The 25,286-nt window shown below is 47.1% G+C and carries 26 protein-coding genes and 1 riboswitch; of the genes, 23 read left to right on the top strand and 3 right to left on the bottom strand.

Annotated elements, in window-relative coordinates:
- The first annotated feature begins 79 nt into the window (after positions 1 to 79).
- The 4 genes from D479_RS03935 (at position 80) to D479_RS03920 (ending at position 4,617) form a co-directional block, all read left to right on the top strand.
- Positions 80 to 508 carry a MarR family transcriptional regulator gene (locus tag D479_RS03935; RefSeq protein WP_008633915.1) on the top strand — a complete coding sequence of 143 codons (429 nt, stop codon included), beginning with the start codon at positions 80 to 82 and terminating at the stop codon, positions 506 to 508.
- A gap of 159 nt (positions 509 to 667) precedes the next feature.
- Positions 668 to 1,108, top strand: a complete 441-nt coding sequence (locus D479_RS03930; RefSeq protein ID WP_008633912.1) for a MarR family transcriptional regulator — start codon at positions 668 to 670, stop codon at positions 1,106 to 1,108.
- A 25-nt stretch (positions 1,109 to 1,133) separates the two neighbouring features.
- Positions 1,134 to 3,362, top strand: coding sequence for a YhgE/Pip domain-containing protein (locus tag D479_RS03925; protein ID WP_008633910.1), 2,229 nt, complete (start codon positions 1,134 to 1,136; stop codon positions 3,360 to 3,362).
- Between the two features lie 154 nt (positions 3,363 to 3,516).
- Complete coding sequence (locus tag D479_RS03920) at positions 3,517 to 4,617, top strand: NADH:flavin oxidoreductase (protein ID WP_008633905.1); 1,101 nt, start codon at positions 3,517 to 3,519, stop codon at positions 4,615 to 4,617.
- An 81-nt stretch (positions 4,618 to 4,698) separates the two neighbouring features.
- Here D479_RS03920 and D479_RS03915 read toward each other — a convergent pair whose 3' ends face one another.
- Complete coding sequence (locus tag D479_RS03915) at positions 4,699 to 5,172, bottom strand: hypothetical protein (RefSeq protein ID WP_008633900.1); 474 nt, start codon at positions 5,170 to 5,172, stop codon at positions 4,699 to 4,701.
- Positions 5,172 to 5,363 carry a helix-turn-helix transcriptional regulator gene (locus tag D479_RS03910; RefSeq protein ID WP_008633898.1) on the bottom strand — a complete coding sequence of 64 codons (192 nt, stop codon included), beginning with the start codon at positions 5,361 to 5,363 and terminating at the stop codon, positions 5,172 to 5,174. Before D479_RS03910 ends, D479_RS03915 begins: the two co-directional genes overlap by 1 nt.
- Before the next feature lie 118 nt (positions 5,364 to 5,481).
- Between D479_RS03910 and D479_RS03905 the strand changes: the two genes are divergently transcribed.
- From D479_RS03905 to D479_RS03830, 16 genes are all read left to right on the top strand, one after another.
- Complete coding sequence (locus D479_RS03905; protein WP_039870721.1) at positions 5,482 to 6,321, top strand: MerR family transcriptional regulator; 840 nt, start codon at positions 5,482 to 5,484, stop codon at positions 6,319 to 6,321.
- A gap of 56 nt (positions 6,322 to 6,377) precedes the next feature.
- Positions 6,378 to 7,730 (top strand): MATE family efflux transporter, encoded by a 1,353-nt coding sequence (locus D479_RS03900; protein ID WP_051989372.1) that lies wholly within the window; start codon positions 6,378 to 6,380, stop codon positions 7,728 to 7,730.
- An 86-nt stretch (positions 7,731 to 7,816) separates the two neighbouring features.
- Positions 7,817 to 8,116, top strand: a complete 300-nt coding sequence (locus D479_RS03895; protein WP_008633891.1) for a hypothetical protein — start codon at positions 7,817 to 7,819, stop codon at positions 8,114 to 8,116.
- A 96-nt stretch (positions 8,117 to 8,212) separates the two neighbouring features.
- Complete coding sequence (locus D479_RS03890; RefSeq protein ID WP_008633888.1) at positions 8,213 to 8,746, top strand: GNAT family N-acetyltransferase; 534 nt, start codon at positions 8,213 to 8,215, stop codon at positions 8,744 to 8,746.
- Positions 8,747 to 8,932: 186 nt separating this feature from the next.
- Positions 8,933 to 9,478: a cob(I)yrinic acid a,c-diamide adenosyltransferase gene (locus D479_RS03885; protein WP_008633884.1), complete on the top strand. Its 546-nt coding sequence runs from the start codon at positions 8,933 to 8,935 to the stop codon at positions 9,476 to 9,478.
- A complete protein-coding gene (locus D479_RS03880; protein ID WP_152413310.1) occupies positions 9,472 to 10,833 on the top strand; it encodes a cobyrinate a,c-diamide synthase in 1,362 nt (453 codons plus the stop codon). The genes D479_RS03885 and D479_RS03880 overlap by 7 nt, the downstream gene beginning before the upstream one ends.
- Complete coding sequence (locus D479_RS03875; protein ID WP_008633882.1) at positions 10,830 to 12,305, top strand: cobyric acid synthase; 1,476 nt, start codon at positions 10,830 to 10,832, stop codon at positions 12,303 to 12,305. Before D479_RS03880 ends, D479_RS03875 begins: the two co-directional genes overlap by 4 nt.
- An 83-nt stretch (positions 12,306 to 12,388) precedes the next feature.
- Positions 12,389 to 12,563: riboswitch (cobalamin riboswitch) on the top strand.
- Between the two features lie 143 nt (positions 12,564 to 12,706).
- Positions 12,707 to 13,690, top strand: coding sequence for an ABC transporter substrate-binding protein (locus D479_RS03870; protein ID WP_008633879.1), 984 nt, complete (start codon positions 12,707 to 12,709; stop codon positions 13,688 to 13,690).
- Entirely contained in the window at positions 13,653 to 14,723 is a 1,071-nt protein-coding gene (locus tag D479_RS03865; RefSeq protein WP_008633876.1) for an iron ABC transporter permease, read from the top strand. The genes D479_RS03870 and D479_RS03865 overlap by 38 nt, the downstream gene beginning before the upstream one ends.
- A complete protein-coding gene (locus D479_RS03860; protein ID WP_008633875.1) occupies positions 14,720 to 16,171 on the top strand; it encodes an adenosylcobinamide amidohydrolase in 1,452 nt (483 codons plus the stop codon). Before D479_RS03865 ends, D479_RS03860 begins: the two co-directional genes overlap by 4 nt.
- Positions 16,171 to 17,130, top strand: a complete 960-nt coding sequence (cbiB, locus tag D479_RS03855) for an adenosylcobinamide-phosphate synthase CbiB (RefSeq protein ID WP_008633871.1) — start codon at positions 16,171 to 16,173, stop codon at positions 17,128 to 17,130. Before D479_RS03860 ends, cbiB begins: the two co-directional genes overlap by 1 nt.
- 18 nt (positions 17,131 to 17,148) lie before the next feature.
- A complete protein-coding gene (gene cobD, locus D479_RS03850) occupies positions 17,149 to 18,216 on the top strand; it encodes a threonine-phosphate decarboxylase CobD (RefSeq protein ID WP_008633863.1) in 1,068 nt (355 codons plus the stop codon).
- Positions 18,201 to 18,740 (top strand): bifunctional adenosylcobinamide kinase/adenosylcobinamide-phosphate guanylyltransferase, encoded by a 540-nt coding sequence (locus tag D479_RS03845; protein ID WP_008633862.1) that lies wholly within the window; start codon positions 18,201 to 18,203, stop codon positions 18,738 to 18,740. Before cobD ends, D479_RS03845 begins: the two co-directional genes overlap by 16 nt.
- Positions 18,737 to 19,504, top strand: a complete 768-nt coding sequence (locus D479_RS03840) for an adenosylcobinamide-GDP ribazoletransferase (protein ID WP_008633860.1) — start codon at positions 18,737 to 18,739, stop codon at positions 19,502 to 19,504. Before D479_RS03845 ends, D479_RS03840 begins: the two co-directional genes overlap by 4 nt.
- Positions 19,456 to 20,094 carry a histidine phosphatase family protein gene (locus D479_RS03835; RefSeq protein ID WP_008633858.1) on the top strand — a complete coding sequence of 213 codons (639 nt, stop codon included), beginning with the start codon at positions 19,456 to 19,458 and terminating at the stop codon, positions 20,092 to 20,094. The genes D479_RS03840 and D479_RS03835 overlap by 49 nt, the downstream gene beginning before the upstream one ends.
- The gene (locus tag D479_RS03830) at positions 20,025 to 20,438 is read left to right on the top strand and encodes a bifunctional adenosylcobinamide kinase/adenosylcobinamide-phosphate guanylyltransferase (RefSeq protein ID WP_026578673.1); all 414 of its coding nucleotides are present in this window, start codon (positions 20,025 to 20,027) and stop codon (positions 20,436 to 20,438) included. The genes D479_RS03835 and D479_RS03830 overlap by 70 nt, the downstream gene beginning before the upstream one ends.
- A gap of 161 nt (positions 20,439 to 20,599) precedes the next feature.
- On the opposite strand, the gene brnQ is transcribed toward D479_RS03830, so the two are convergent.
- Entirely contained in the window at positions 20,600 to 21,964 is a 1,365-nt protein-coding gene (brnQ, locus tag D479_RS03825) for a branched-chain amino acid transport system II carrier protein (RefSeq protein WP_008633854.1), read from the bottom strand.
- 331 nt (positions 21,965 to 22,295) lie between these two features.
- Here brnQ and D479_RS03820 point away from each other — a divergent pair, with 331 nt between their 5' ends.
- The 3 genes from D479_RS03820 (at position 22,296) to D479_RS03810 (ending at position 25,254) form a co-directional block, all read left to right on the top strand.
- Entirely contained in the window at positions 22,296 to 22,493 is a 198-nt protein-coding gene (locus D479_RS03820; RefSeq protein WP_008633850.1) for a cold-shock protein, read from the top strand.
- A 238-nt stretch (positions 22,494 to 22,731) separates the two neighbouring features.
- Positions 22,732 to 23,781: a LacI family DNA-binding transcriptional regulator gene (locus D479_RS03815; protein ID WP_008633849.1), complete on the top strand. Its 1,050-nt coding sequence runs from the start codon at positions 22,732 to 22,734 to the stop codon at positions 23,779 to 23,781.
- Between the two features lie 219 nt (positions 23,782 to 24,000).
- Positions 24,001 to 25,254, top strand: a complete 1,254-nt coding sequence (locus D479_RS03810) for an extracellular solute-binding protein (RefSeq protein WP_008633846.1) — start codon at positions 24,001 to 24,003, stop codon at positions 25,252 to 25,254.
- Positions 25,255 to 25,286: the final 32 nt, after the last annotated feature.

Genomic DNA, 25,286 nt, shown 5'->3' with positions numbered 1-25,286 from the left:
GACAATAGAATTCTTTCTGCCTATAATTATGTTTTTGAAAAATAACGTCCACCGTACGTGAGAAAGGTAAAAAGCCCCCATGAAACGTAGCTTTCAGAACCACATCAGTATAAAACTCCATCAAACCGATTTAAAATTGACAAGCTTCATAAAAGCGAAGCTTGCCCCTTACAACCTGGCGCCGGAGCAGAATTTGATCATGATGCTTCTTTGGGAGGAAGACGGGTTGACCCAGAATCAGATCGCCAATTACTTAGGTAAGGATAAGGCTAACATTGCCAGAATGGCCTCCAGTCTGGAGAAGAAAGGCTATATTGAACGATGCTTTCGGATTGACGACATGCGTTCTCTGGAGCTGCACTTGACGGAAAGCGGGCGGATGCTTGAAGCGAAAGTCACAGCAGTTACCGATGAAATTAACGAGGTTGTCAATCAGACGATGACAGAAGCAGAGATGAATGAACTGGACAGGCTCCTCCTCAAAATGCAGCAGAGCATAGACGAGTGAGGAAGCAGCTGTTTTTCAAAGGAACGGCCATCCGGTCGTTTTTTTTTTACATAAAAATAGTTGGATCAGTGGACGATAAAATCATTGACGCAAATAGTTCATGGGTGTAAACTATTTTTAGTTTATAGGTGTGAACTATTTTATGGAAGGAGTACACACATGCCTGATTCGAGGAAAGTCATCGACTTATTCATAGAAGTGTATTTCGGTGCGAGTGAACATTTGAGAAAGCTGGAGGAGAGCGGACCTTTGAAGAATGTATCCTCCCAACAACTGCAAACGTTAAAAATCATCAAAGTAGAAGCGGCTCTTACGCCAGGGAGGCTGAGCAACATACAAGGTGTCCATAAAAGTGCGATCTCGAACCGGATAAAGAAGTTGATGGAGAAGGAACTGATTCAATGGAGTGAAACGAAGGAAGATAAGCGCTCCAAACTCGTACAACTTACGGAAAAAGGGGAAGAGATTGTAGACCGTGCAGATGAACTGATTTATGACAGCTTTTCGTTTCTTTTTGAGGGGGTGAAGGATGAAGACGTCACCACTTTCATCCATTTGTTCGAGCATGTCAAAAAGAAGTTAAAAGAGCGGGAAGAATAACGGAAATGAGAATAGGAGCATCCTTATGAAGAACATATGGCGCATTTTCAGCCGAGATTGGAAAAATATATCGAAGAACTGGGTCGCGATGATCCTGATCGGCGGCTTAATCGTTCTACCGTCTTTATATGCCTGGTTTAACATTAAGGCATCCTGGGACCCATACAGCCAGACGGACCAGCTGCCTGTCGGAATCGTCAATGAGGATACCGGAGCTACTGTCCGGGATACCGATATTGACGTTGGTCAGGAAGTAGTGGATAACCTGAAGGATAACGACAGCATGGACTGGCATTTTGATGACAGAGAAGAGGCGATGGATAAGCTGGAGTACGGCGATTATTACGCGGTTATCGTCATCCCCGAGAATTTCTCTGAGAAGCTTGGAACGGTTATCAGTGAAAGCCCTGAGAAATCGGAAGTCGAATATTACGTCAATGAGAAAGTGAACGCCATCGCACCGAAAATTACGGAAAAAGGTGCCAGCGTCATCGTCGAAGAAGTGAAAAGTAATTTTATATCGGAAGTGAACGGCACGATCGCAGAGCTGTTCAACGATTTAGGAGTAGAGCTTGAGAAGGACCTTCCGGATATTGAACGCTTTGAAGAATATGTGTTTAAACTGGAAGAGAATTTACCGGAAATCCATGATATGATCAGCAGTTCCTATGAAGATTCGAAAAGTGCGGTGGACGTCATTAATGACGTGCAGGCTCTGCTTCCGGAAGCCACGAAAGTGACGAAAGACGGTATTTCCACCATTGATGAAACGACAGGATTCATAGATGATGCAGAGGCACGACTAAATGAACTGGCACCACAAGTACAAGAGGATCTCGAAGCTGCCCAGCAGACAGCAGAGGATGTAAATGCGTTTCTTACTGATGTGCGCTCCATTGATTTGGATTTGGATACGGCCAACGCCATCAAGGATCGAATCGGTGAACAGACGGATGCATCCGTGGAACGTCTGAATGAGGTAGAGCAGCTTCTGAAGCAAGTGAAAGCTCAGCAGGAGGAGCAGCAGCAAAATGCCGAGGCGGACTCCGGGGACAATTCAGAAGATGGAGAAGGACAGCCTCCTGCTCCACAGGTTTCCACAGAAACAATCGATCAGGCGCTTGCCACAATAGAAACGATTCGTGGAGACTTGGAGACGGTCCAGGCGGACAGCGGCAAGATCGAACAGCAGCTGGGTGAGAAGCAGGAAGAAATCGATGCTGTGCTTGCCGACCTGCAGGAGAAATCCCAAAATACCGCGGACCGGATTGATGCTTTTGTGAAAGAATATAATGATTCGATTGAACCGAAAGTATTGTCGGAAATAGATAAGGCGAAGAATACGCTTGCTAATGCGAGAAGCATTCTGGCTGACGCCCAATCGACTATTCCGGAGATTGAAAAAATACTGAACAGTACCGAAGGAAACATTGCCGAAGGTCAGGATATCCTTGAATATATGCTGAATGAGTATCCCTACGTCAACGACAAAGTGAATGAAATGGCGGATCGAATCCGTGATATTCAAGGGGAAACGGACATTAATGAGATCATCGAGCTTCTGAAAAATGATCCGGAGGCCGAACAGAGCTTTTTCGAAGAGCCGGTCGTATTGAGTAAGAACGCCTTGTTCCCGATTGCCAACTATGGTACAGGGATGACGCCTTTCTACACCGTGTTATCCTTGTGGGTTGGAGCATTGTTGTTGGTATCCTTGTTATCGACGGATCCTCATCACGGCGAAGAATACCGAAAGTACCAGCAGTACTTCGGGAAGCTTGCTACCTTTGTGAGCATCGGATTTCTGCAGACGCTTGTCGTAACGCTTGGTAACATTTACATCCTGAATGTAGATATAGCTGCAGAGCTTCCGTTCATCTTGTTTGGATTCGCAACGAGTTTTGTCTTTATGACCATTGTGTTTACACTGGTATCCGTTCTTGGGGACGTTGGGAAAGCAGCAGCGATCGTATGTCTCGTTCTGCAGATTGCAGGTTCAGGCGGGACGTATCCAGTCGCCTTACTCCCGGAATTCTTCCAGAATATCCATCCGTTTCTTCCGTTTTCCTACGCAATCGACCTGATGCGGGAAGCGGTAGGCGGTATCGTACCAGCCCGGGTGAAGACAGACTTTATCTTTCTGTCTATCTTCGGCGCAGCATTCCTGCTTATCGGTACGTTCCTGAAAGGGCCGCTCCATAAGCGTACGCGGAGTCTGATGAAGAAATCACGGGAATCAGGATTGTTCCATTAAAGAGATAACCACAATAGGAAGAAAAAGACGGATGATCTGAAACGGGTCTTCCGTCTTTTTTGATGCATGGGGGGGGGAAGGCAAACAGATGATTTTTCATTTCCGTCCGCATTTGCGAGAATAGAAGATGCAATAGGAAAAGGAGGAAACGACATTGAGTAATACGAATGTATCTGTTAAACCTTTATTTGAAACTTTCCATAGTGACAAAATACAATTAAAAAACCGTACGGTGATGGCGCCGATGACACGCGGCTTCTCCCCGGGAGGCATTCCTGGCGAAGACGTGGCTGCCTATTACCGCCGCCGCGCTGAAGGGGATGTTGGTCTTATCATCACTGAAGGAGTCGGAATCAATCATCCGTCTTCTGTTTCCGGTGACAGCATCCCGCTCTTCCACGGAGACGCGTTGGACGGCTGGGCTAAAGTCGTAAAAGAAGTGCATGAAGCGGGAGGGAAAATTGCTCCACAGCTGTGGCACGTCGGAATGACACGAAAACCTGGAGAACTGCCGAACAAAGAAGCCGCACCAATCGGACCGTCTGGTTTGACCCTTGATGGGGTGCAAGTATCCGAACCGCTTACGGTCGAAGAAATCGAGGGGCTGGTTCAGTCATACGCGCAGGCAGCTGCCGATGCGAAGCGTATCGGTTTTGATGCCATCGAGCTTCACGGAGCACATGGATACTTGATCGACCAATTCTTCTATGAGCATACGAACAAGCGCACCGACCGTTACGGTGGTGATTTGGTCGGCCGTACGCGATTTGCAGTCGAAGTCATTGAGGCATGCCGTAAAGCCGTCGGCCCGGATTTCCCTATTATCTTCCGTTTCAGTCAGTGGAAAATGAATGACTATCAAGCAAAACTTGCAGCAACGTCAGAGGAATTAAATCAATTCCTTCAGCCGCTTTCTGACGCTGGAGTCGACATCTTCCACTGCTCTACCCGTCGATTCTGGGAACCGGAATTTGAAGGCTCTGAAATGAACCTTGCCGGATGGACGAAGAAACTGACCGGAAAACCTGCTATTTCTGTCGGTTCTGTCGGATTGGACGGAACATTTACAAGTTTTCAGGCGGCAAATACGACGAGTCTGGACGGTCTCATTGAAAAACTGGACCAGGACGAATTCGATTTGATTGCCATCGGTCGTTCTCTGCTTCAAGATCCGGAATGGGTTAAGAAAGTAGAGGAAGGCAGAGTAAATGATCTGCTTCCGTTTGATAAAGACGCGTTAACGAAGTTATATTAATAGCGGAAAGAGGACTCCTGCAAAAGGATTCCTCTTTTTTTGTTTTTGGGAGAGGGGCTTTGGATTTGCTGTGAACCTGATTCAGTCATCAAGCAGGTCTTTATTTTTATTATAGGACCGTTTAAGAGAGATGTAGTCAAAGAGCAGATAGAACAGGAAGCCGAGGAAGACGGGACCTGCTATGTCGAGAATTTCCATGCCCGTAGACGGTATTCCATTGTTGATCAAAAGCACGATCATGAATATGGCCGCGAAGAAAAGGGCTCTTTTCCTATTCAGGCGGCGTTGTGCACGATAGGTTTTCTCTTCAGAGATGTCGGTATGCTCTATCCCTTTAAATACATAACGAAAATAGGTGTATGCCATCACGAATACAGGAGTAAGCAGGATGGAAATTTCATTAAAAGATTGGGAATTCCACCATATGTTGTTCATAAGTGTAAGTGGCAGAAGGAGAAGTACAGTCAAAAAAGCCGCTTCTGCCATAAAGTAAACGATTTGTGAACGTTTGTATTCATCCTTCGGTAAGAAATAGTTGAGAAATGACTGGACCATTATGATTCCTCCCAGAATAAATCATCTAATGTTTTATCAAGTTCTTTGGCAATCGCGATACAGAGCTGAAGGCTGGGGTTATAGGTGCCTTTCTCAATTAAGCCGATTGTCTGTCTTGTCGCTTGGACACGTTTGGCAAGCTGGGCTTGAGTCAAATCCTTTTCTAGACGTGCCAGTTTGATTTTGTTCACTTTCGTATCACCCAATCATGTTAAATATATATTGCTTATGTAATTTATATATTACATTCAGCGATTGATTTCTGCAAGGGTATAAGGAATAATAAAAGAAAAAATGGATGGGATGTTTATGAGAAGAAAGTTCCGTATAGGAGAGATTGCCGGCCTCTTCCAGTTACCTGCTTCAACGCTGCGTTATTACGATGAAATCGGCATTTTTAAGCCGAAATACACGGATGACTCAAGCAGATATCGTTATTATACCGTCGATCAGTTTCCGGTATTGGATACCATCATCTTTATGAAAAAGAATGGATTTACTATGAAGGATATTCAGGAGCAGCTGAAAGAGAGGACTCCTGAAAATACGAAAGAACGGTTGGAGCGGAAGCTGGATGAAGTGATAATGGAAAAGCTGCGGCTATCGATAGTAGAAGAAAAGATTAAGAATAAAATTTCGACCATAGAACAGGGCCTTACATTAATGTCTCAGCCCTCTATGACCTATCAATGGTTTCCTGCACGTCCCGTTTCCTATATATATAATGATGAGCCGATTGATTTGAAGGAGGCTTCCGACGACATCTACGTGAAAGATTTGGAATATCATTCCTTGTCAGGGATCATGTATGACGGATTTTTCACGGGGGACTTCGGCACGATTGCAGATATGGATAGTCTGGATGGTGAGGGACCGGTAAAGTATCGCTCAGTCTTTGAACTCCTGCACAAGAATAAGGAAAAACCGGAGTCCTCCTTTTTAGCAGAAGGGATGTATGCGTGTTATCCCCATAAAGGGAAGTATGAAGCAATAAAGCAAAGTTATCGGTTTATGTTGGAGCAGCTGAAAATAGAAGGCTGTGAAATAGTAGGAAACGCTGTGGAAATCAGCCTGCTTGATGAATCGGTGATCCGCTATGAGAAGGATTATATGACATGGATCCAAATACCTGTCCATAAAAATGATTGACCTTGAAGTAACTTGAAGGTTTATACTTTCTCTTGTAAACATATACGGGAGGAACCATGATGACAAATACACACAGCATTTTGCAGCATCAACCAGTAAGAAAAGTATTCTTCCAGTATTTCTTTCCCTCTTTGTTCGGAATGATGCTGATGTCCATCAATATCCTGATCGACGGAATTTTCGTCGGTAACGGGGTCGGTGCGGAAGGTCTTGCCGGCGTCAATTTAGCCATGCCGGTTTTCTCGCTTATTTTTTCCATTGCTTTATGGATCGGTATCGGTGGCGGAACGCTGTATTCCATCCGGATCGGGGAACGTCAGATGGAACAGGCGCGGAGTGTTTTTTCCCTGTCTCTTATAACGACGATCCTCATCCTTGCTCTCATCGGTACGGTCGGATATTTTCAAGTGGAAGCGGCAGCCCGAATGTTAGGGGCGAACGCAGAGACGCTCTCACATACAGTGGAGTACTTACAGGTCCTTTTCTCCCTTGGGTGGCTTATTGCCCTGCAGCAGCTGCTTAGTATATTCGTTAGAAACGATGGAGGCCCTGTGCTTTCGATGGTTGCACTTGGGATAACAGCAGTCACCAATATCGGTTTGAATTATTATATGATTTTCATATTGGGTCTGGGCGTGTTTGGTGCTGCCTTGGCCACCATTCTTGCGAGTGTTCTCGGTATTTTTGTTTTACTCATCCATTTCTTTCGCAGAGAAACAAAACTCCGACCTTTTGCTTTCCAGTGGAGCTGGTCTGGTCTGGGTGCGATTTTCTCGATCGGATTTCCAAGCTTCCTTGCAGAGGCGGGGGCGCTTGTCTTTGTTGCAGCGTATAACCTGGCAATCGTAAGCATGCTCGGAACGGATGGAGTCGCCGCTTTCTCCGTTATCAATTATTTGCACGGCTTCATGTTCCTGTCGTTCTTCGGAATCGAATCGGCGCTTCAACCGATGATCAGTTATTATCACGGCGCTAAAGAGAGAGGCCGGATTCGGGAGAGTGTGAAGATTGGGGAGGTTACTGCTTTAGTAATGGGCGTCGTACTGCTTGTTGTCGGACTTCTCGCAGCGCCGCTTCTCGTATCGTTGTTCGGTCTTGAGTCTCAACACGTCCGCTCGCTCGCCGTAGACGGAATTCGATTGTTCTTTAATGCTTATTTATTCCTTGGCTTCAACTTTGTTTATATGACCTATTTTCAATCGATCGGACAGATCCGCTCTTCCACCATCATCATTCTGCTCAGAAGCTTTGTACTTCTGCTTCTGTTCTTATGGATTCTGCCGCTGTTCCTCGGGCCAGCCGGCGTTTGGCTGTCTTTGCCGATGGCGGAGATGGTTGTTGCATTCTTGTTGGTTATTTATGTGAGAAGACGCGTAGTAAATCACATAGGCGGTGCGGAAACAGGTTGATCGTATTGGGTAATATTTACAAATTTAATTCTAGGATATATGATGAAACTCGGAATCTATCGATAAGAGAATAGAGGAGAGTGACTATGAGAAAGCGTATAGTGATTCTGACTGTTTTCGCTGCTTTATTGGTATTCGCCGGATGTAATGTTTTCGGGCCTTACAATCTTTACTATGAATGGAATGAAGAAGGGGTTCTGGCGGATTACTTGGAAGAAAGCGATCAGTTTCAATCAGAAGACATTGATTCTATTAACTACTTAGGATCGGACACGTTCGAGATTACGACCGGAGACGAAGATTATATCGTGAAACGGGTTTACACCTCCATGATGAATGGACATTGGGACGTGTTTCAAGCGTCCGGATCTGAAGCCGATTTCTAATACGAACGTAGAACAAGAGTTAGGGAAGGGGGAAACGATGCGCAGAGAACCGACGTTTCTAAAGGAGTAGAACAGAAGCGAAGGGAGAGAAAGAGATTGATAGAAGAATGGTACACCGAACGATTACATCTGCGTCCATGTAAAGAAGCAGATGCGCCGTACCTATTCGCTGTATGGTCCGATCCGGAGGTTGCGGAATTTATGAATATCGAACCATTCTCCAGCCGGGATCAAGCCATCCGTATGATCGCTCTTATGAATGCACTGGCTGAAAAGGGAGAAGCCATTCGTTATTCCCTCGAGACTAAAAAAGCAGGACGTATCATCGGGTCCTGTGGTTATAATGCGGTGAACGATAGTGCCGGAACAGTAGAAATCGGGTATGAGATCGCCAAGGCTTACTGGCGGCAGGGCTATGGTACAGAAGTAGTTTCCACTCTTGTAGATCATGCGTTTCATCGCTGGGGGATGGAGCAGGTGGAAGCCAAAGTACATCCTCAGAATGAACCATCGACCCGCTTGTTGGAGAAGCTTGGCTTTATCTTTTCAGGCACATTATGGGAGGAAGATGAAGCCACTGGCGGGAAGGAAGAAATGCTTCGTTACGTTAAAAGGAAGTTCCATGACTGAGCAGAAATAAAAAGCAGGCCGGCGGCCTGCTTTTTTGTTGAAAAAAATTGTTCAGCCTTGAATCCCGCTCTGTCCATCATTTTCGTGTGAAAGAAAAGGGCGCCTGCTTTTTTTAATGTCGTTCCTTTGCTATGATCATAGAGATTCTGTGTGATTATTCAGAAAAAATAAAAAGGAGTGAATGACATGGCAAGAGCAAAACGGAAAGGATTGACTCTGGTTTACACCGGAGATGGAAAAGGAAAGACAACAGCTGCCGTCGGACTGACGGTGAGAGCGGTCGGGCAGGGAATGAACGTAAAAATCCTCCAATTCATCAAATCGAAGAAACGGAGCTATGGAGAAATGAAGGCGCTTGAGAAGCTGGGTGTGGAAATGGTGCAGCTCGGAGAGGGGTTCACCTGGCTGAAAACTCCGGATGTACATAGGGAAGCGTTGAAGTCCGGGTGGGCGGAAGCGAAACAAACCGTCATGTCCGGCGAGTATGACGTGGTCGTCCTTGATGAAATAAACAATGCCCTGGCGATCGACACATTCCCGGTCGATGATGTACTGCCATTGGAGGAAGTGCAGGAGCTGATCCGCCATAAACCGGAGCACGTTCATCTTGTCCTTACAGGGAGAAGTGCCAAGGAGGAAATTAAGGAGCTGGCCGATCTTGTTTCCAATGTGCACGTCGAGAAGCATTACTACGATGAAGGAGTGCCGGCGGTGCGCGGCATTGAATATTGATGAGAAAACGCTTGGTGATAGCCGGCGCAGCCAGCGGTGCCGGTAAAACGACGATTACACTCGGGTTAATGGCGGCATGGAAGCAGCAGGGATGGAACGTACAGGGATTCAAGTGCGGACCGGATTATATCGATCCCAGTCTTCATAAAGCGGTAACGGGGCGGCCGGCGCGGAACCTGGATAGTTGGATGCTTCCGGATGACGTGTTGGCGGAAGTGTTTCAAAAAGGAAGTGACACGGCAGATATCTCGATTGTCGAAGGAGTCATGGGACTGTACGACGGTAAGTACGCGACATCCAATCAAGGGTCGACCGCGGAAATCAGTCAGAAAATTGATGCACCTATCATTCTTGTCGTTGACTGCAGTAAGATGGCAAGAAGCGCCGCAGCCATCGTGAAAGGATACCAGTTATTTGATGACACGACGGACATTGCCGGTGTCATTGCAAGTAAAGTCGGAAGCGAAGGGCACTATTGGATTATCAAAGAAGCGGTAGAGCAGGCGTGTGGCATCCCGGTGTGCGGGTATCTGCCTCGAATGGAAGATTTAGAGATGCCGGAACGACACCTTGGGTTGATCCCAGCCATTGAAAGGGGAGAGCTGGATGACCTTTTTAACAAGATGGGAAGAGCCGTCATGGAAACCGTAGATATGGAGCGACTGCTGCAGATAAGTGAGAATAAGCCTTGGATGGAGGTTCCCCCTTCGCCGTTATTTCAACAGCAGGCTTCTTCTTCTCTTAAGATAGCGATTGCGGAGGATAAGGCGTTCAACTTCTATTACCCGGAAAATCTCGAACTTTTGGAGGCGCGCGGTGTAGAAGTGCTTCGTTTTTCTCCGTTAGCTGGAGAGAAAATTCCTAAAGTGGCGGACGGCGTTTATCTGGGCGGCGGCTTTCCTGAACTTTATGCCGAACGACTCTCGGAACAGAAAGACATGAGAAAAGCGTTCCTGGCTCGCGTCGAAGAAGGGCTTCCTGTCCTAGCGGAATGTGGAGGATTCATGTTTTTAACAAAGGCCATCAACGGACATCCCATGGTTGGGGCTATTTCCGGGGACATGCATATGCAGGAAAAGCTGGCTGCTGTCGGATACAGGGAAATCCATGGAGGACCCGGGAATTTTCTTCTTCCTGAAGGGGAAACCGCAAGAGGTCACGAGTTCCACTATTCTGTATATCGCCCGGATGAGGAGCATACGCCGGCCTACTTCGTTAAAGGAACATTCGGAGAAGGGACAGAAGGAGTCATTCATAAGAATATTGTCGCCGGGTACACGCATATACACTTTGCATCGAACCCATCCGTTGTGGATGCTTTCCTGAATAAATGCAGGGAGGTTCGCAATTCATGAAGGCCGTACCAATTATGATCCAGGGCACACACTCAGATGCGGGGAAAAGTATGATGGTTACGGCTTTGTGCAGGATTTTTGCACGAAAAGGATATGCTGTCGCCCCGTTCAAGTCGCAGAATATGGCGCTCAACTCCTATATCACTATAGATGGCAGAGAAATCGGACGCGCGCAGGGGGTGCAGGCGGAAGCTGCCGGTGTCGAGGCAGAGACGATGATGAACCCTGTATTGATCAAGCCGACGAAGGATGATGAATCCCAAATTGTCGTCCATGGGAAGCCGCTCCGGAATATGAAAGCATCCGAGTACCGGAAGGAATATTACGAGACTGCCAAACAGGTAATACGAGAAGCTTATCAATCTTTAGCCGGTCGTTTTGACAGAATCGTAATCGAAGGTGCCGGAAGCCCGGCAGAAGTGAATTTAAACGACCGTGAACTTGTCAATATGAGTATCGCAAGAATGGCGGATGCTCCAGTCATCCTTGTAGGGGATATCGACAGAGGAGGCGTATTTGCAAGCCTTGTCGGAACCCTGCAGCTGCTTGATCCGATTGATAGAAAGAGAGTGTGCGGTGTAATCATCAATAAATTCCGCGGAGATGTGTCTCTGCTTCAGCCCGGTTTGGATTGGTTTGAAGCGTATGCAGGTATCCCGGTTCTGGGTGTCGTTCCGTTCCTGGAAGATGCTGCGATGGATGCGGAAGATTCCTTGAGTCTCCATCAATACAGCCGTTTCCCCGACGATGCCAAGGATTTGGATATCGCTGTCATTCATCTTCCGCGCATTTCTAATTTTACAGACATCGATCCGTTTCGGTTTGAAACGGACTGCCACGTACGGCTTGTTCAGAAGCCGGAAGAATTGGGAAAACCCGATTTGATCATTCTTCCCGGAACGAAAAATACGCTGGAAGACTGTCAGTTCATGAAGGAGCTGGGGTTGGACCGCGCTGTCAGAAGGCTTCACCTTCAAGGAACCATCATCTTCGGGATTTGCGGCGGCTATCAAATGATGGGGGAGAAGATCCATGATCCTCAAAAAGTAGAATCTGAAGCCATCGAAGTGGAAGGGATCGGGATTTTTCCACTAAAGACGACAATGCTTACAGAGAAAAGGACGGTTCGCTCAAGCATGAAGGTTCATTTCTCGGGAGAAGAGCTGGATATTCAAGGCTATGAAGTCCATATGGGACAGACAGAGAGGACGGGGGATGTCGATTCCTTCCTTGATGGTTCCGTAAGCGATGGAGCATATGGGACGTATTTTCACGGTGTGTTCCATAACGACAAGTTCCGCCACCTGTTTCTCAACCAGCTTAGGAAACGAAAAGGATTGCAGGAGGCGGAAGCGCACGTGTTGTATGAACAACTCCGGTTGGAAGCTTATGATCGTTTAGCAGCGCACGTCACAGGTTTTTTAGACGTAGATAGACTGGAAGACATAATGGAGCAGTACCAGCGTAGATAGGAGCAGAAGCAGGGCCCCTATGAAGGATATGACAAGATTTACTTTTTTCCGACGGGATTCTATAATAGAATCATCACAAAAATTCGAATATTCCGCGATCAGGTCCTACATGCTGTAGGTGAAAAGGGAAATCGGTGTAAATCCGATGCGGTCCCGCCACTGTAACGTTGAGGAAAGCTGCGTGCCACTGTTTGTACGGGAAGGGCAGCTTGACGATGAAACGGAGCCAGGAGACCTGCCTGACGTGTTCGAGAAGAGACTTTCGGGTTAAAGGTCTGCTTCGAACGAGCGTGATGTGTGCGTTTATTTATCAGCGTGTATCATTCCGCCTCCTTCGACGACCGCCTTTTTCTTAGAGAATGGCGTTTTTTTGTGAGCAAAAATAGGGAGGGGAATGATACATGAAAAGAACACACTGGTTCATGCCGTTTGTTATCGGTATGCTTCTGATGTTTGCTGTCGGGTGCAGTGACGATTCCAATGAAACGGAGCAGGGCGCAGATGCTGGTGCGGAGGAAACGACCGATCAGCAGGGAAATTCTGCCGACTTCCCGGTCACGGTCACAGACGGAAGCGGAGAGGAAGTTACGATCCAAGAGGAGCCGGAGACGATCGTATCGTTAATACCCAGCAACACAGAAATTACATTTGCGCTCGGTCAGGGCGATAAGTTGATTGGTGTCGATACATACAGCAATTATCCGGAGGAAGCAAATGATATAGAAAAAATTGGAGCTCAGGAAATGGATGTGGAGAAGATTTTATCTTTAGATCCGGATCTTGCGCTGGTGACAGATTTCCACCAGGAGAATAATCGCGATATTCTAGATAAATTCGAAGAATCCGGTATCGACGTTGTTGTTGTCGACAGTGCGGAGTCTTTTGATGCTGTATATGACCATATCGAACTGCTTGGTGATGTGGAAGGGGCATCCGAAGAAGCGGATGAGCTTGTAGGCGACATGCAGTCCAGCTTGGAGAAGATCAAAGAGAAGGCAGAAGCTGTCGAGGAAAAGAAACGGGTTTGGGTGGAGGTCGCTCCTAGTCCTGATATTTATACAACCGGTACAGGAACCTTCATGAATGAGATGCTGGAGGCGATCCATGCCGAAAATACGGCTGCCGACCAGGAAGGTTGGGTGAAGATGACGGAAGAGGAAGCCGTCCAGAAGAATCCTGATGTCATCATCACCACTTACGGCTACTATGTCGATAATCCTGAGGAGCAGGTGCTTGACCGAGCGGGATGGGCGGAAGTTCCTGCCGTGAAGCAGGAACAGGTCTTCGATGTGAATAACGATACGGTGACGCGTCCGGGACCGCGTTTGATCGATGGAGTAGAGACGCTTGGAAAGCTCATTTATCCAGAAGTATTTACTGAATAAGATCGGGTGGATGTACATCTTGTTGGGAGGGTTCGTACTTGGTGCGACCCTTCTTGGCGTTTTAAACAGCAGTGTCGATTTCCCGATCCCGGTTGTCCTCGATCTTCTGCTTAATAAAACGCTCGGGATTACTTTGCGGGAAGAGACAGTCGAGAAATCCACCGAACTGATCATTTGGGAAATACGGTTTCCACGGGTACTGCTGGCGCTTCTCGTAGGTGCTTCCCTTTCCATTGCAGGTGCTGCTTTCCAAGGATTGTTGAGGAACCCGCTGGCTGATCCGTACACAATCGGCGTTTCGTCCGGTTCCGCCCTCGGTGCTGTATGCGTGCTGTATTTCCAAATTACGATTTCGTTTCTAGGCGAATTCACGCTGCCGGTTGTAGCGATTATCTCCGGATTCATCACGATGCTTATCGTCTTCGGGGTGACCCACCTGGCCAATCGAACGCTTGCGATCGAGACGATCATTCTGGCTGGTATTATCGTTAGTTCTTTCATCAGTGCGGTCATTTCCTTAATCATTGCCTTGAGTTCAAGAGAAGATATGCGGCAGATTCTTTATTGGCTGATGGGGAATGTCGGGATGCGGGGATGGAGTCATGTCCAATTGCTTCTTCCGTTTTTCGTCGTTGGGGTCCTGCTTCTCCTGTTCAAAACGCGCGAATTAAATGCGATGGCGCTTGGTGAGGAGTCTGCCGAACACTTGGGAGTGCACGTGAATCGAGGGAAAGTGATGGTCATCGTCGGCGCATCGCTGTTGACAGGGGCTGCCGTCGCCGTATCCGGACAAATAGGATTCGTCGGACTGGTCATCCCTCATTTCATCCGAATGCTTGTTGGGCCCAACCACCGCCATGTCCTGCCGTTATCCACGCTTGCCGGCGGTGGTTACCTGATTCTCGCCGATTTATTTGCACGGACGATTGTGGCACCGGAAGAATTGCCGATTGGTGTCATCACCGCCCTGATCGGCGCACCGATCTTTGCTTTACTTATGATCAGAGAGCGATTCAGGAGGAACGAATCATGATAATGATGAAAGGTGTATCAGGAGGATATCAAGGCAAACGGATTGTCCATGATATTGATTTGTCGATTGAAACCGGCCGGTTCTTTACATTGCTTGGTCCGAATGGAAGCGGAAAGACGACCCTGCTTAAATTAATTACAGGGATACTGCCGGCAGCGACGGGAACTATTCAACTGTTCGGCAGGTCTCTGCATACGTTTTCTCCCCGGGAAAAGGCAAGAATGATGGCTGTGCTCTCCCAGGAATCGTATGTGGAATTCGACTTTACGGTCAGAGAAATCGTTACGCTTGGAAGATATCCTCATCAACGAGGGTGGTTAAAGCACACGACGAAAGAAGATCTTCGTATCGTGGATGCTGTAATGGAAGAGACGGATGTCCGCCGCTATGAGAATCAACCGTTCCGTACCTTGAGCGGTGGAGAGAAACAGCGGGTTCTGCTCGCAAAGGCATTGGCGCAGCAGCCGAAGATCCTTTTCCTGGATGAGCCGACAAACCATTTAGATATCAAGCATACAGTCGTCATGCTGGAACATTTGAAGAAGCATCAACGGGATCATGATCTGACGATTGTGGCAATCCTCCACGACCTGAATACGGCCGCGTTGTTCGCAGATGATGTCGGGTTACTGCAGCAAGGGAAACTTGTCGCAACAGGGGATCTGTCCTTGCTGCAGCAGGAGGATTTATTGCAGGAAGTGTACGATGTTCCTGTCCATCATCATTATCACCCGGAAATACCGAAGTCACAAATCGTGGTAACACCCAATCAGGAGACGGGTACGATCCCGGATTATCAAATCATTCAAAATGCGGAATGGATACATCTCCAATTTACCCGGCCGCTTCGGACGATGGCAAACAGCGTCATTGGCGGTGGTATCGGCTGGTCTACGGACTTTTGTAATTTTCATGTAGATTTATCCTACGACTGCCGGGAACCGGAAACGGATGTCATCAGCTGGATGAAAACAAGAGGCGTCGATCCCGCTCAAACAATTGGAATGATGACCGCTGTCCATCTGCAGGACTATGTCATCTGTAAAGAAAACGTTCAGGGTATCGGTGTAATGGCTGTTGTGACGGCAGGAGTCGGTAATGCGGTCGATATTTCTAGAAGAAGAGAACTGTGTGCAATCCAGCCGGGGACGATCAACATTATGGTTTTTGTTGATGCTCATTTGACAGACGGTGCCCTCGTCAATGCCGTTCAATCCGTGACAGAAGCTAAGGTGAAAGCGTTGGCAGACCGGTCTGTCCTGGATCCAGTGACGGGATCGACAGCGACCGGTACATCCACAGATAGTACCGTCGTCGCCTCCACACAGGTAGGGGCACTGACTCCCTATGCCGGCTCAGGGACGGCCGTCGGGCAGGCAATCGGTACAATTGTCTACCGCGGTGTAAGGGAGTCCCTCGATAAATATGAGAAAAGGGGATCCCGTTGATGGACTGGCTTTATCACTACTATATTCTGCTTTTTGCAATAGGACTGGATTTATGGATTGGTGACCCTAAGTGGATTCCCCATCCGGTAATCGGAATCGGAAAGCTTATCGGTCGGCTTGAAGGTAAGTGGAACAATGGTGAACGTCTTAGGGAGAAGGGTGTAATGCTAGTTATCGTCATCGTAGGAGGGGCTGCAAGTATCAGCTTTGTGTTGATTACTCTGGCGGAAGCGGTCCATCCGGTTCTGGCTTTTCTGGTGGAAGGGTATATTGTATCTTCCACTATTGCCATCAAAGGGCTTCAGAAGGCCGCTTATGAGGTGCTGGTGCCTTTAAGCGCCGGGAATATCGAAGCCGCCAGGGAAAAGCTCAGCTGGATCGTAGGCAGGGATACGGAAGCTCTGAATGAAAACGAAGTGACGCGTGGTACCGTGGAAACTGTTGCCGAAAATACGGTCGATGCAGTCATTGCCCCAGTTCTTTGGGCACTGATCGGCGGCGGACCGCTTGCGTTCGCCTATCGTGCAGCAAATACATTGGACTCGATGGTCGGCTATAAGAATGATCGCTACCTTAATTTCGGCTGGGCATCCGCCAGGTTTGATGACATCGTCAATTGGCTGCCTGCACGGGTGACAGCGGCAGCCATGTGGATTGGTTCTTTTCATGTCAGAGATTCAAGGCGTAAAAATGGTCTTGTCATCGTACGGCGGGATGCGGCAAAGCATCCGAGCCCGAATGCCGGATTTCCGGAAGCTATGTGTGCCGGGCTTCTCGGTGTCCGTCTCGGAGGTGTGAATTTCTATGAAGGGATTCCTTCTTACCGTGCAGAGCTTGGAACAGCAGGAAGGAAGCTGAAGGCGGCGGACATATTAATAACCGTTCGGTATATGCACGTTACATGGGTGGTGGTGTTGGCACTTGTTGGTATAGTCATTGGTATCACTCACTATTTCTGATAGAGGGAGAGGAAAAGGATGAAAGAATGGCCGGAACACGGCGGGAATCCGTTAAAAATAATGAAACGATATGATATGGGGGAAAAGAAGGTGATGGACTTCAGTGCAAATCTAAATCCGCTGGGACCACCGCCCGATCTTTCTCTGGCTGCCGCATTCCGTACCTTGGATGTCTATCCCGATCCTGATTACCGCAGCGAAGTGCAGGAGCTTGCCGATGCGCTCTTGGTCGAACCGGACATGATTCGCCTTACTAACGGAGGAGCAGAAGCGATTTTCCTCGTGGCACATCTGTTTGCGGGTAAATCCGCGCTGATCATCGAGCCGGCATTCTCCGAGTATGCACGAGCATGTGAAGCATATCAAATAGATGTGACGCGTCTTAATTTAAAAGAGGATTTTGGTTTTCCCGTGCAGGAAGTGCTGACAGCGATCCCACAAACAGACCTGCTTTTTCTTTGTCGACCTAATAATCCTACGGGTACAATAATCCCGATTGATCCGCTCATACAAATGCTTGAAGAAGCGGAAAAGTCCGAGGTGACAGTGGTGGTCGATGAGGCCTTTGTTCACTTCCTTCCGCTGGAGGAACAAAATATCCTCCCGTTAATGGAGCGTTTTCCAAACTTGATTATCCTGCGTTCCTTGACGAAAATCTATGCGGTTCCGGGTCTTCGCCTTGGGTACATAGTGGCCCAACCCGAACAAATCAAGCGGGTTGCCGGGGTGCAGATCCCATGGAGTGTAAACGGAGTGGTTGCTTCTTTACTGCCCGATCTGCTCGCTCGAACCGACTATATACATAAAACCCGCCGTTTCGTACAGGAAGAGCGGGAGCGATTAGTGATTTCTTTGCATGAACTTGGATTTACGGTTTCACCATCTGTTTCTAATTTCTATCTGTTGAAGGATGCATCCGCGGCAAATTCCGACCCTTTGTTCGTTTATCTGGTTAAGAATGGAATCATTCCGCGTCACACCCATACGTTTTCCGGACTGGAAGGAACGTATATAAGGCTGGCTGTAAGAAAGAAGGAAGAAAACGATCGACTGTTGGAGGTGCTGGCAGCTTGGAAGGGACAGTGACGTTCGTTTCTGGAGGCGCCCGTTCCGGCAAGAGCGCTTTTGCTGAGAGCAGGGCGAAGGTTAAATCCAGCACAGGAAAGCTTATTTATGTTGCGACAGCTGAAGTAGTGGATGAAGAAATGGAAGACCGGATTATACGGCACCGCAAAGATCGTGGGATAGAGTGGCGCACTATGGAAGCGCCGGTTCATATAGCAGGGGACTTAATGAATGTGGAAGAGGGTTCTGCTGTGCTGATTGATTGTGTCACCATATGGGTCAGTCATTTAATGTATGACGAAAAGGAGGACCTGGGCATGATTCTGGAAAAGGTTAAGGAACTGCTGCGAATCGGTCGTGAGAAGCGGCTGCAGCTTATCTTCGTATCCAACGATGTCAATGAGGGAACTCCGGTGCAGGAACCTTCTGTCATGGAATACATAAGAACCCTTCAGGACGTGCACCAGCTCCTGGCAGCTAAAGCCGATGAAGCGTTTCAGGTCATTTCCGGCATCCCTCTTTCCTGGAAAGAAGGAATAGGTTGAAGACGGGCGTTTACGGTTTGATTCTCGCCATTCAGTTTTTGACGCGTATTCCGCTTACCATCGAATGTCCATGGGAACAAAGGACAATCAAAAGCGCTCTTCGATCTTATGGAATCGCAGGTTTCATCATTGGTATGCTGCTCGCAGCCCTATGGTGGGGGACGGTGCTCTACTTTCCTATATGGTTTGGCGGGCTGGCGGTCATTTCCCTGTGGGTATATGTATCCGGCGGCCTTCATCTCGACGGGCTGATGGATGCAGCCGATGCGAAAGGATCCAACAAGCCACTGGAAGGTAAATGGGAGATCATGAAAGATCCCCACGTTGGGAGTTTCGGGATATTAGCGCTCGTTTTCCATCTGGCATGGAAAACAAGCTTCATCTTCGGCCTGTTCGTTTATGGACTTGATAAGAATCTGCTCTTTTCTATCTTCTTCATCCCTGCGTTAAGCAGAGCAGCGGCATTGATCGTTCTGTATCAGCTTCCATTGATGCGGGAGAAGGGTCTCGCTTTCGAGTGGAAGAAACATATGGACCGAAGGGATGTCATCATAGGTGTAGGTGTCGTTGTATGTGTGGGAGCGTTATCCATTTGGACGATCGTTCTCATGGCAGCTTATGCCGTCTACTACTTTATCTTACGTTGGTGGATTGTCAGGAACTTCCGTGGCGTAAATGGAGATTTAATCGGATTAACGATAGAGGGGGGAGAATTATGGGGGCTGTTCGTACTTTGGATTTGTATGTGGTTCGTCATGGGCTGACGAAGGCAAATATAGAGAAGCGCTATATCGGCCATTTGGACGAACCGGTAATGGAAGAGCGGATGGAAGAGATGTTTGAGTTGAAAAAAAGCTTATCCACGGTCGCTTTTGATGCCTGCTTCACAAGTGACAGGAGGCGCTGCCTGCAGACCCTCCACTATTTAAGGCCGGATCTGCAAGGGTGGAAGGACGTCCGTCTTCGTGAGATTTCATTCGGAAAATGGGAGGGGAAAAGACACGAAGACCTTGTCCAGGATCCTTCTTATCAGAGGTGGTTAAAAGATTGGCAGAATACCGGTCCTGACGGAGGAGAACGGTTTCCTGAGTTCCACGATCGGGTGGGTGTTTTTTTAAAGGAAATGGTTTCATCTTCTTATGATCAGATTCTTCTCGTTACGCATGGGGGAGTTATTCGTTCTTTATATCAACACCTTCATCCGGAAGCATCCTTCTGGGATATAAGTCCGCCACACGGAAAAGGCTGCTATTTTAGAGTTAGTAAATCAGAGGAGGGATGGTCATGCACGTCGTGGTCGGAGGTGCCTGTTCAGGAAAACGAAAATACGTCCGAGAACACTTCCCTTCTTTAAATTGGGTGAGTGCTTATGAATCCCGGCAATGGTGTGAATGGAAGACTGTGCATGACGGGACGCTTGTTCTCGAAGGGTTCGAGGTATGGATCAGAGAAGCCCTTCAGCAAGGAATGACGCTGGAGGAGGTAAAGAAACTTTTTTTCACCTTCGTCGAGGACGTCAGGCATGCCGGACGTTCGGTCGTATTTATTCTTTTGGAGACAGGTCGGGGGATTGTCCCAATGGAGAAACTGGACAGAGATGGAAGGGATTTGTTAGGCTGGCTGACTCAGAAGTTGACAGGAAACGCGGATGAAGTGACCTATTGCTGGCACGGTTTGTGGACGACGCTCAAAGCATGACACCCATGACGGTGTCATTCGAAAGCTTATGCGTCTTGCAGGAGTCGATGCTCCATCATGGAAACAAAAGGGAACAGGAATAGAAAAACGCACCAAAAGCGCGGGCTTTTGGTGCGTTTTGTTTCTTTAAGATAAACCTTTTCTTCCGTAAAGTTGGATGGTCATGCATCAACGGGAACGGTATGTCCTCTATCATTGTGCCCGGGCCAAAGTAAACCGATGGCAGCACCGATGACTGCCGGAACGATCCATCCAAGGCCGATATCATAAAACGGAAGGTAGGCCGCATAGGCGCTGTCCACGACATCAAGAAACGAAACAGCGGCATTCGGCAGGCTGTCTTTCAAAGCATTGTAGCCGTCGATGACGCTGACGAAGAATGTGAAAGCAACGGAAACGGTATAGACTTTTTGTTTATTACCGAAGAACGAAGAAGCGAGTCCGAGTAAAATCAGGACAATGGCGATAGGGTATAAGAACATCAGCACAGGAACTGCGAATTGGATAATTTTTGTCAATCCCAGGTTTGCAATTAAAAAAGATACGAAAGAAAGCAGAAACACAAATGTTTTATAGCTGACTTTCGGTACAATTTCGTGGAAGAACTCGCTGCACGCAGCAATTAAGCCGATGCTTGTCTTTAGACATGCAAGAACGATGATGATACCGAGAAGAACAGCTCCGAACGATCCAAAGTAATGCTTAGCCACTTCAGCGAATATGACGCCTCCATTGTCGAACAAGCCGATGGACATAACGCTTGAAGCGCCCATGTAGGTGATTAAACCATAAATAAGCATCATCAATCCCATGGCGAAAATTCCTGACTTCCAAGTCGCTTTGGCGACAGCTTTCTTATCCGTGATGCCTTTGCTCTTAATAGCATGGATGACAACAATACCGAAGGCGAGGGAAGCAAGAGCATCCATTGTATTGTATCCTTCCGTGAATCCGGTCATAAAGGCAAGATCAGTGTAGTCTCCGGATGGTGGCTGGAAACTGCCCATCGGTCTGACAAGTGCTACGATAATTAATAGGAATAAGAACACTAAAAAGGCCGGTGTCAGATATTTTCCGATGTAATCCATCACTTTTGCGGGATTCAGGCAGAAATAATAGACGATTGCGAAAAACACAAAGCTGAAAACAGCAAGCCAAAGGGTGGTTTGGCCTTCCGGAATAAAGGACTCGAAACCGACGACGAAAGGTACGGTCGCTGTCCGTGGAATAGCGAAGAATGGTCCGATCGTCAAATAAAGGACTGCTGCGAATCCGAGACCGAAGATGGGATGAACCCTTCCGGCAAGATCACGCAGACCACTGCTTCCGGATAACCCGATGGCCAATATTCCCATGAAAGGAAGGCCGATCGCCGTCACCAGAAAACCGATTAAAGCCGGCCAGAAGTTTGTACCCGCCAGCTGTCCGAGCTGGATGGGGAAGATGAGGTTCCCTGCTCCAAAAAACATTCCGAACAGCATCGTGCCGATGACGGCATAGGTTGAAAAAGGGATCTTTTTTTCCATGAGTATAGCTCCTTCTTGGTGTAATAATTGTTGAAGTTTTTTGATAATAGAGACTATAATAACAAGAATTCTTTCCGGATACAATGCCATTTTTCTTATTGATATTATTGGAAGTAAACGTCTTAGGTTATGGTTTAAAAGAATGGATATTAAAAAGAAAATCCACAGGCGCTTGACAGATGACCTAAGATCCTATATAGTTAAAGTTAATTATTCTTGTTCGTTTACGAATGAAAGCTTAAGTAACTGTTAAGTCACTTTCGTCTTGAATGAATTTGCAGAGCAATAATAGTAATACAATGTGGATTTATTCCACGCAGGAGGTAACAATATGTTACAAGGTACAGTTAAATGGTTCAACGCAGAAAAAGGTTTCGGTTTTATTGAAGTAGAAGGTCAAGATGATGTATTCGTACACTTCTCTGCAATCCAAGGCGAAGGTTTCAAAACTCTTGAAGAGAACGAAACAGTTTCTTTCGAAATCGTTGAAGGCGACCGTGGCCCACAAGCGGCTAACGTTCAAAAATAAGTACTTAAGAAAAGCTTCCGGCTAACCCCGGAAGCTTTTTTTTATGCGTAAATTTACTAAAGTTTATTAGAGGTAATTATCGGGTGGATATAGATCAGGGAGAGAAAGGTGACAAAACCAGGCAATAATCGTTTGATTTTTCTGAAAATAATATTGAAAGCGCTTAACTGTTCTGGTATTATTCATGTAACGATAATATTTACTAAAGTTTTACTAATGTTTGGAGAGGGAGTAATTCATGACTACGATCAAGGAAATAGCTTTGCGTGCCAATTACTCAAGCAGCACCGTTTCAAGAGTGTTAAATCATGATACGACGCTTTCCGTTTCACCGGAGGCGAGATCAAAAATATTGAGTATAGCGAAAGAATTAGGTTATAAGACTGTGCAGGAACGAAAAGGTACGAATACTTCGAAGACAATTCCCGGGAAAGTAGGTGTTCTCATCTGCCATTCCCTTGAAGAGGAATTGAATGACGCGTACTTTATCCATATAAGACAGGGGGTGGAAAGTGAGTGTGAAAAGAGAGGGCTGGATCTGGCAGAGGTTCTTCGATTGAGTCAACTGAAGGCTGGAAAAATAAGTGATGAAATCAAAAATTTGATTGTTGTCGGGAGAATAAGTGAAGAGCTTCTGAGGGCGCTTACGGATCATTTGGAGAATGTCGTTTATATAAACCATTCGACGAACGATGATGTGTACGATGCGGTAGTGATTGATTTTGAACATGCAACCAGACAGGCGGTTGAACACCTGCTTGAACTTGGCTATAAGGATATTGGTTTCATAGGTGGACAGGAAGTAGAGCATTTCGTGGACAGGACGGAAGATTTGGAAGAAGGAAGAAAAGCGACGTTTCGAAAGATTATGGAGGAAAAGGGGCTATTCGCTGAAGAAAAATGTTTGGTTGGGCAGTTCCGTATTTCGGAGGGGTATCGGCTGATGAAAGAGATGATTGAGAGCAGCAGAGTCCCGGAAGCAGTGTTTGCATCCAGTGATGCGATGGCGGTCGGCGCGCTGCGGGCACTTCAAGAAAACAATTATCAAGTGCCTGATGATGTAGCGATCATAGGGTTCAACGATATCGAGTTGGCTAGCTATGCGAGCACACCACTTACTACAGTTCGAGTGCATACAGAAGAAATGGGGAAGACCGGGGTGAAGCTTATGATCGACCGCTTGGAAGGCCGCAACATCCCAATGAAGGTGGTTCTTCCTACCGAATTAATTATTCGTGAAAGCTGTGGGAGCAGGAAAAGGGATTTGCAAAAAAAGGGGATATCCTAATACCTTTACAGCTTTAAGGAGGTGAGGCCTTGGGGGAAAAGAAATGATTCGTACATCCACCTGTTTTGGGAAGGACAGGCAGATGCACAGTGGTAAACAGCTGAAGACTGTCTTGCTTAGGGATCAGCTTCAGCGCTTAAAGTATATCGGATTACTTATAAGGGAATCAAATGTTTCGCTCGTATGGGTAAAGAATGACTACATTTAGGAGGAACAACGATGAACAATAGATGGTACAGCCTTATTGTCATAGCCATTATAGGTGTTTTCCTTGTCGGCTGCTCAGACAGCTCTGCCAGCGGAGATGGGGATAAAACGGTACTTACTTTTTATTCGACGGCGACTACGGAAGAAGATAAGCAGGTATTACAGGAAACCATCAAAGAATTTGAAGAAGAGTATCCGGACATCGACATTGAAGACAATTATCCGGGGAGTGGATATGAAGATATGATCCGTGTAAAAATGGCTGCAAACGATATGCCGGATCTGTTTGATACCCATGGTTGGTCACAGCAAAGGTATGGGGAATATGTGGCTGATCTAAGTGATATGGAGTGGGTGGAACGACTGGATCCTGCTCTTGATACCATTCTTAAGGATGAGGATGGAATGGTATATGCGTATCCATTAAATCAGGCGAAAGATGGAATAAATTATAACGAGAACTTACTGGAGGAGTATGGAATCGAACCTCCTGCGACATTTGATGAGTTCATGGCAGCTTTAGAGACTATTAAAGAGAAAAGCGGTGGAGAAGTGACGCCGCTCTGGGTTAATGGTTCGGACAAATCTGCTTTCGGACAATATTTCGATCAATTTGCAACACCGTTACTGGTTACAGACGAAGAGAATAATTACGAAGAAGAACTATTGGATGGCACGTTTGACTGGTCCAACTATACGTATCTTCCGGAAAAATTGAAGGAAATGAAAGATGAAGAGTTATTGAATAAAGATGTATTGACAGCTCAAATACAACAGCGTACACAATTGATGGCGCAAGGAAAGATTGGCTTTGTGTTTGGCGGAGGCTCCATCGGGACAGCTGTAGAAGAGCTTAATCCTGATGTTAAGGTCGGAGTTATTCCTATGCCGATCATTCATGATGGAGATGAACCAAGCTGGATCGGCGGCGAGCGTCATACTGTCGCTGTCTCAAAAAATACGGAACACATGGAAGAAGCGGAGACATTCATTGAATACCTGGCGCGTCCGGAAGTTGCCAAGAAAGTAGCGGAAGGAACCTCTCTGCCTGCTGGATTGACCGGCATCGATGCAGACAACTATTTCAAAGCATACTATGACAAATATGAAGGTGTGATGGTCGAGCCTTATTTTGACCGTATCTATCTACCGAGCGGCATGTGGGATGTTATGGGGGCTACAGGCCAGGAGTTGTTGTCCGATTCCATGAGTCCGAAGGAAGTTTCAGAGAAAATGTCCGAAGAATATACAAGATTGAGAGAATAGAAGGAGGGTGACAACCCTCCTTGAAAATCCAG

The organism is Halobacillus sp. BAB-2008 (assembly GCF_000328325.1).
Lineage (GTDB): Bacteria > Bacillota > Bacilli > Bacillales > Halobacillaceae > Halobacillus.
Note: the sequence above shows the minus strand (reverse complement) of the source record. Positions and strands in the feature narration are given on the sequence as shown.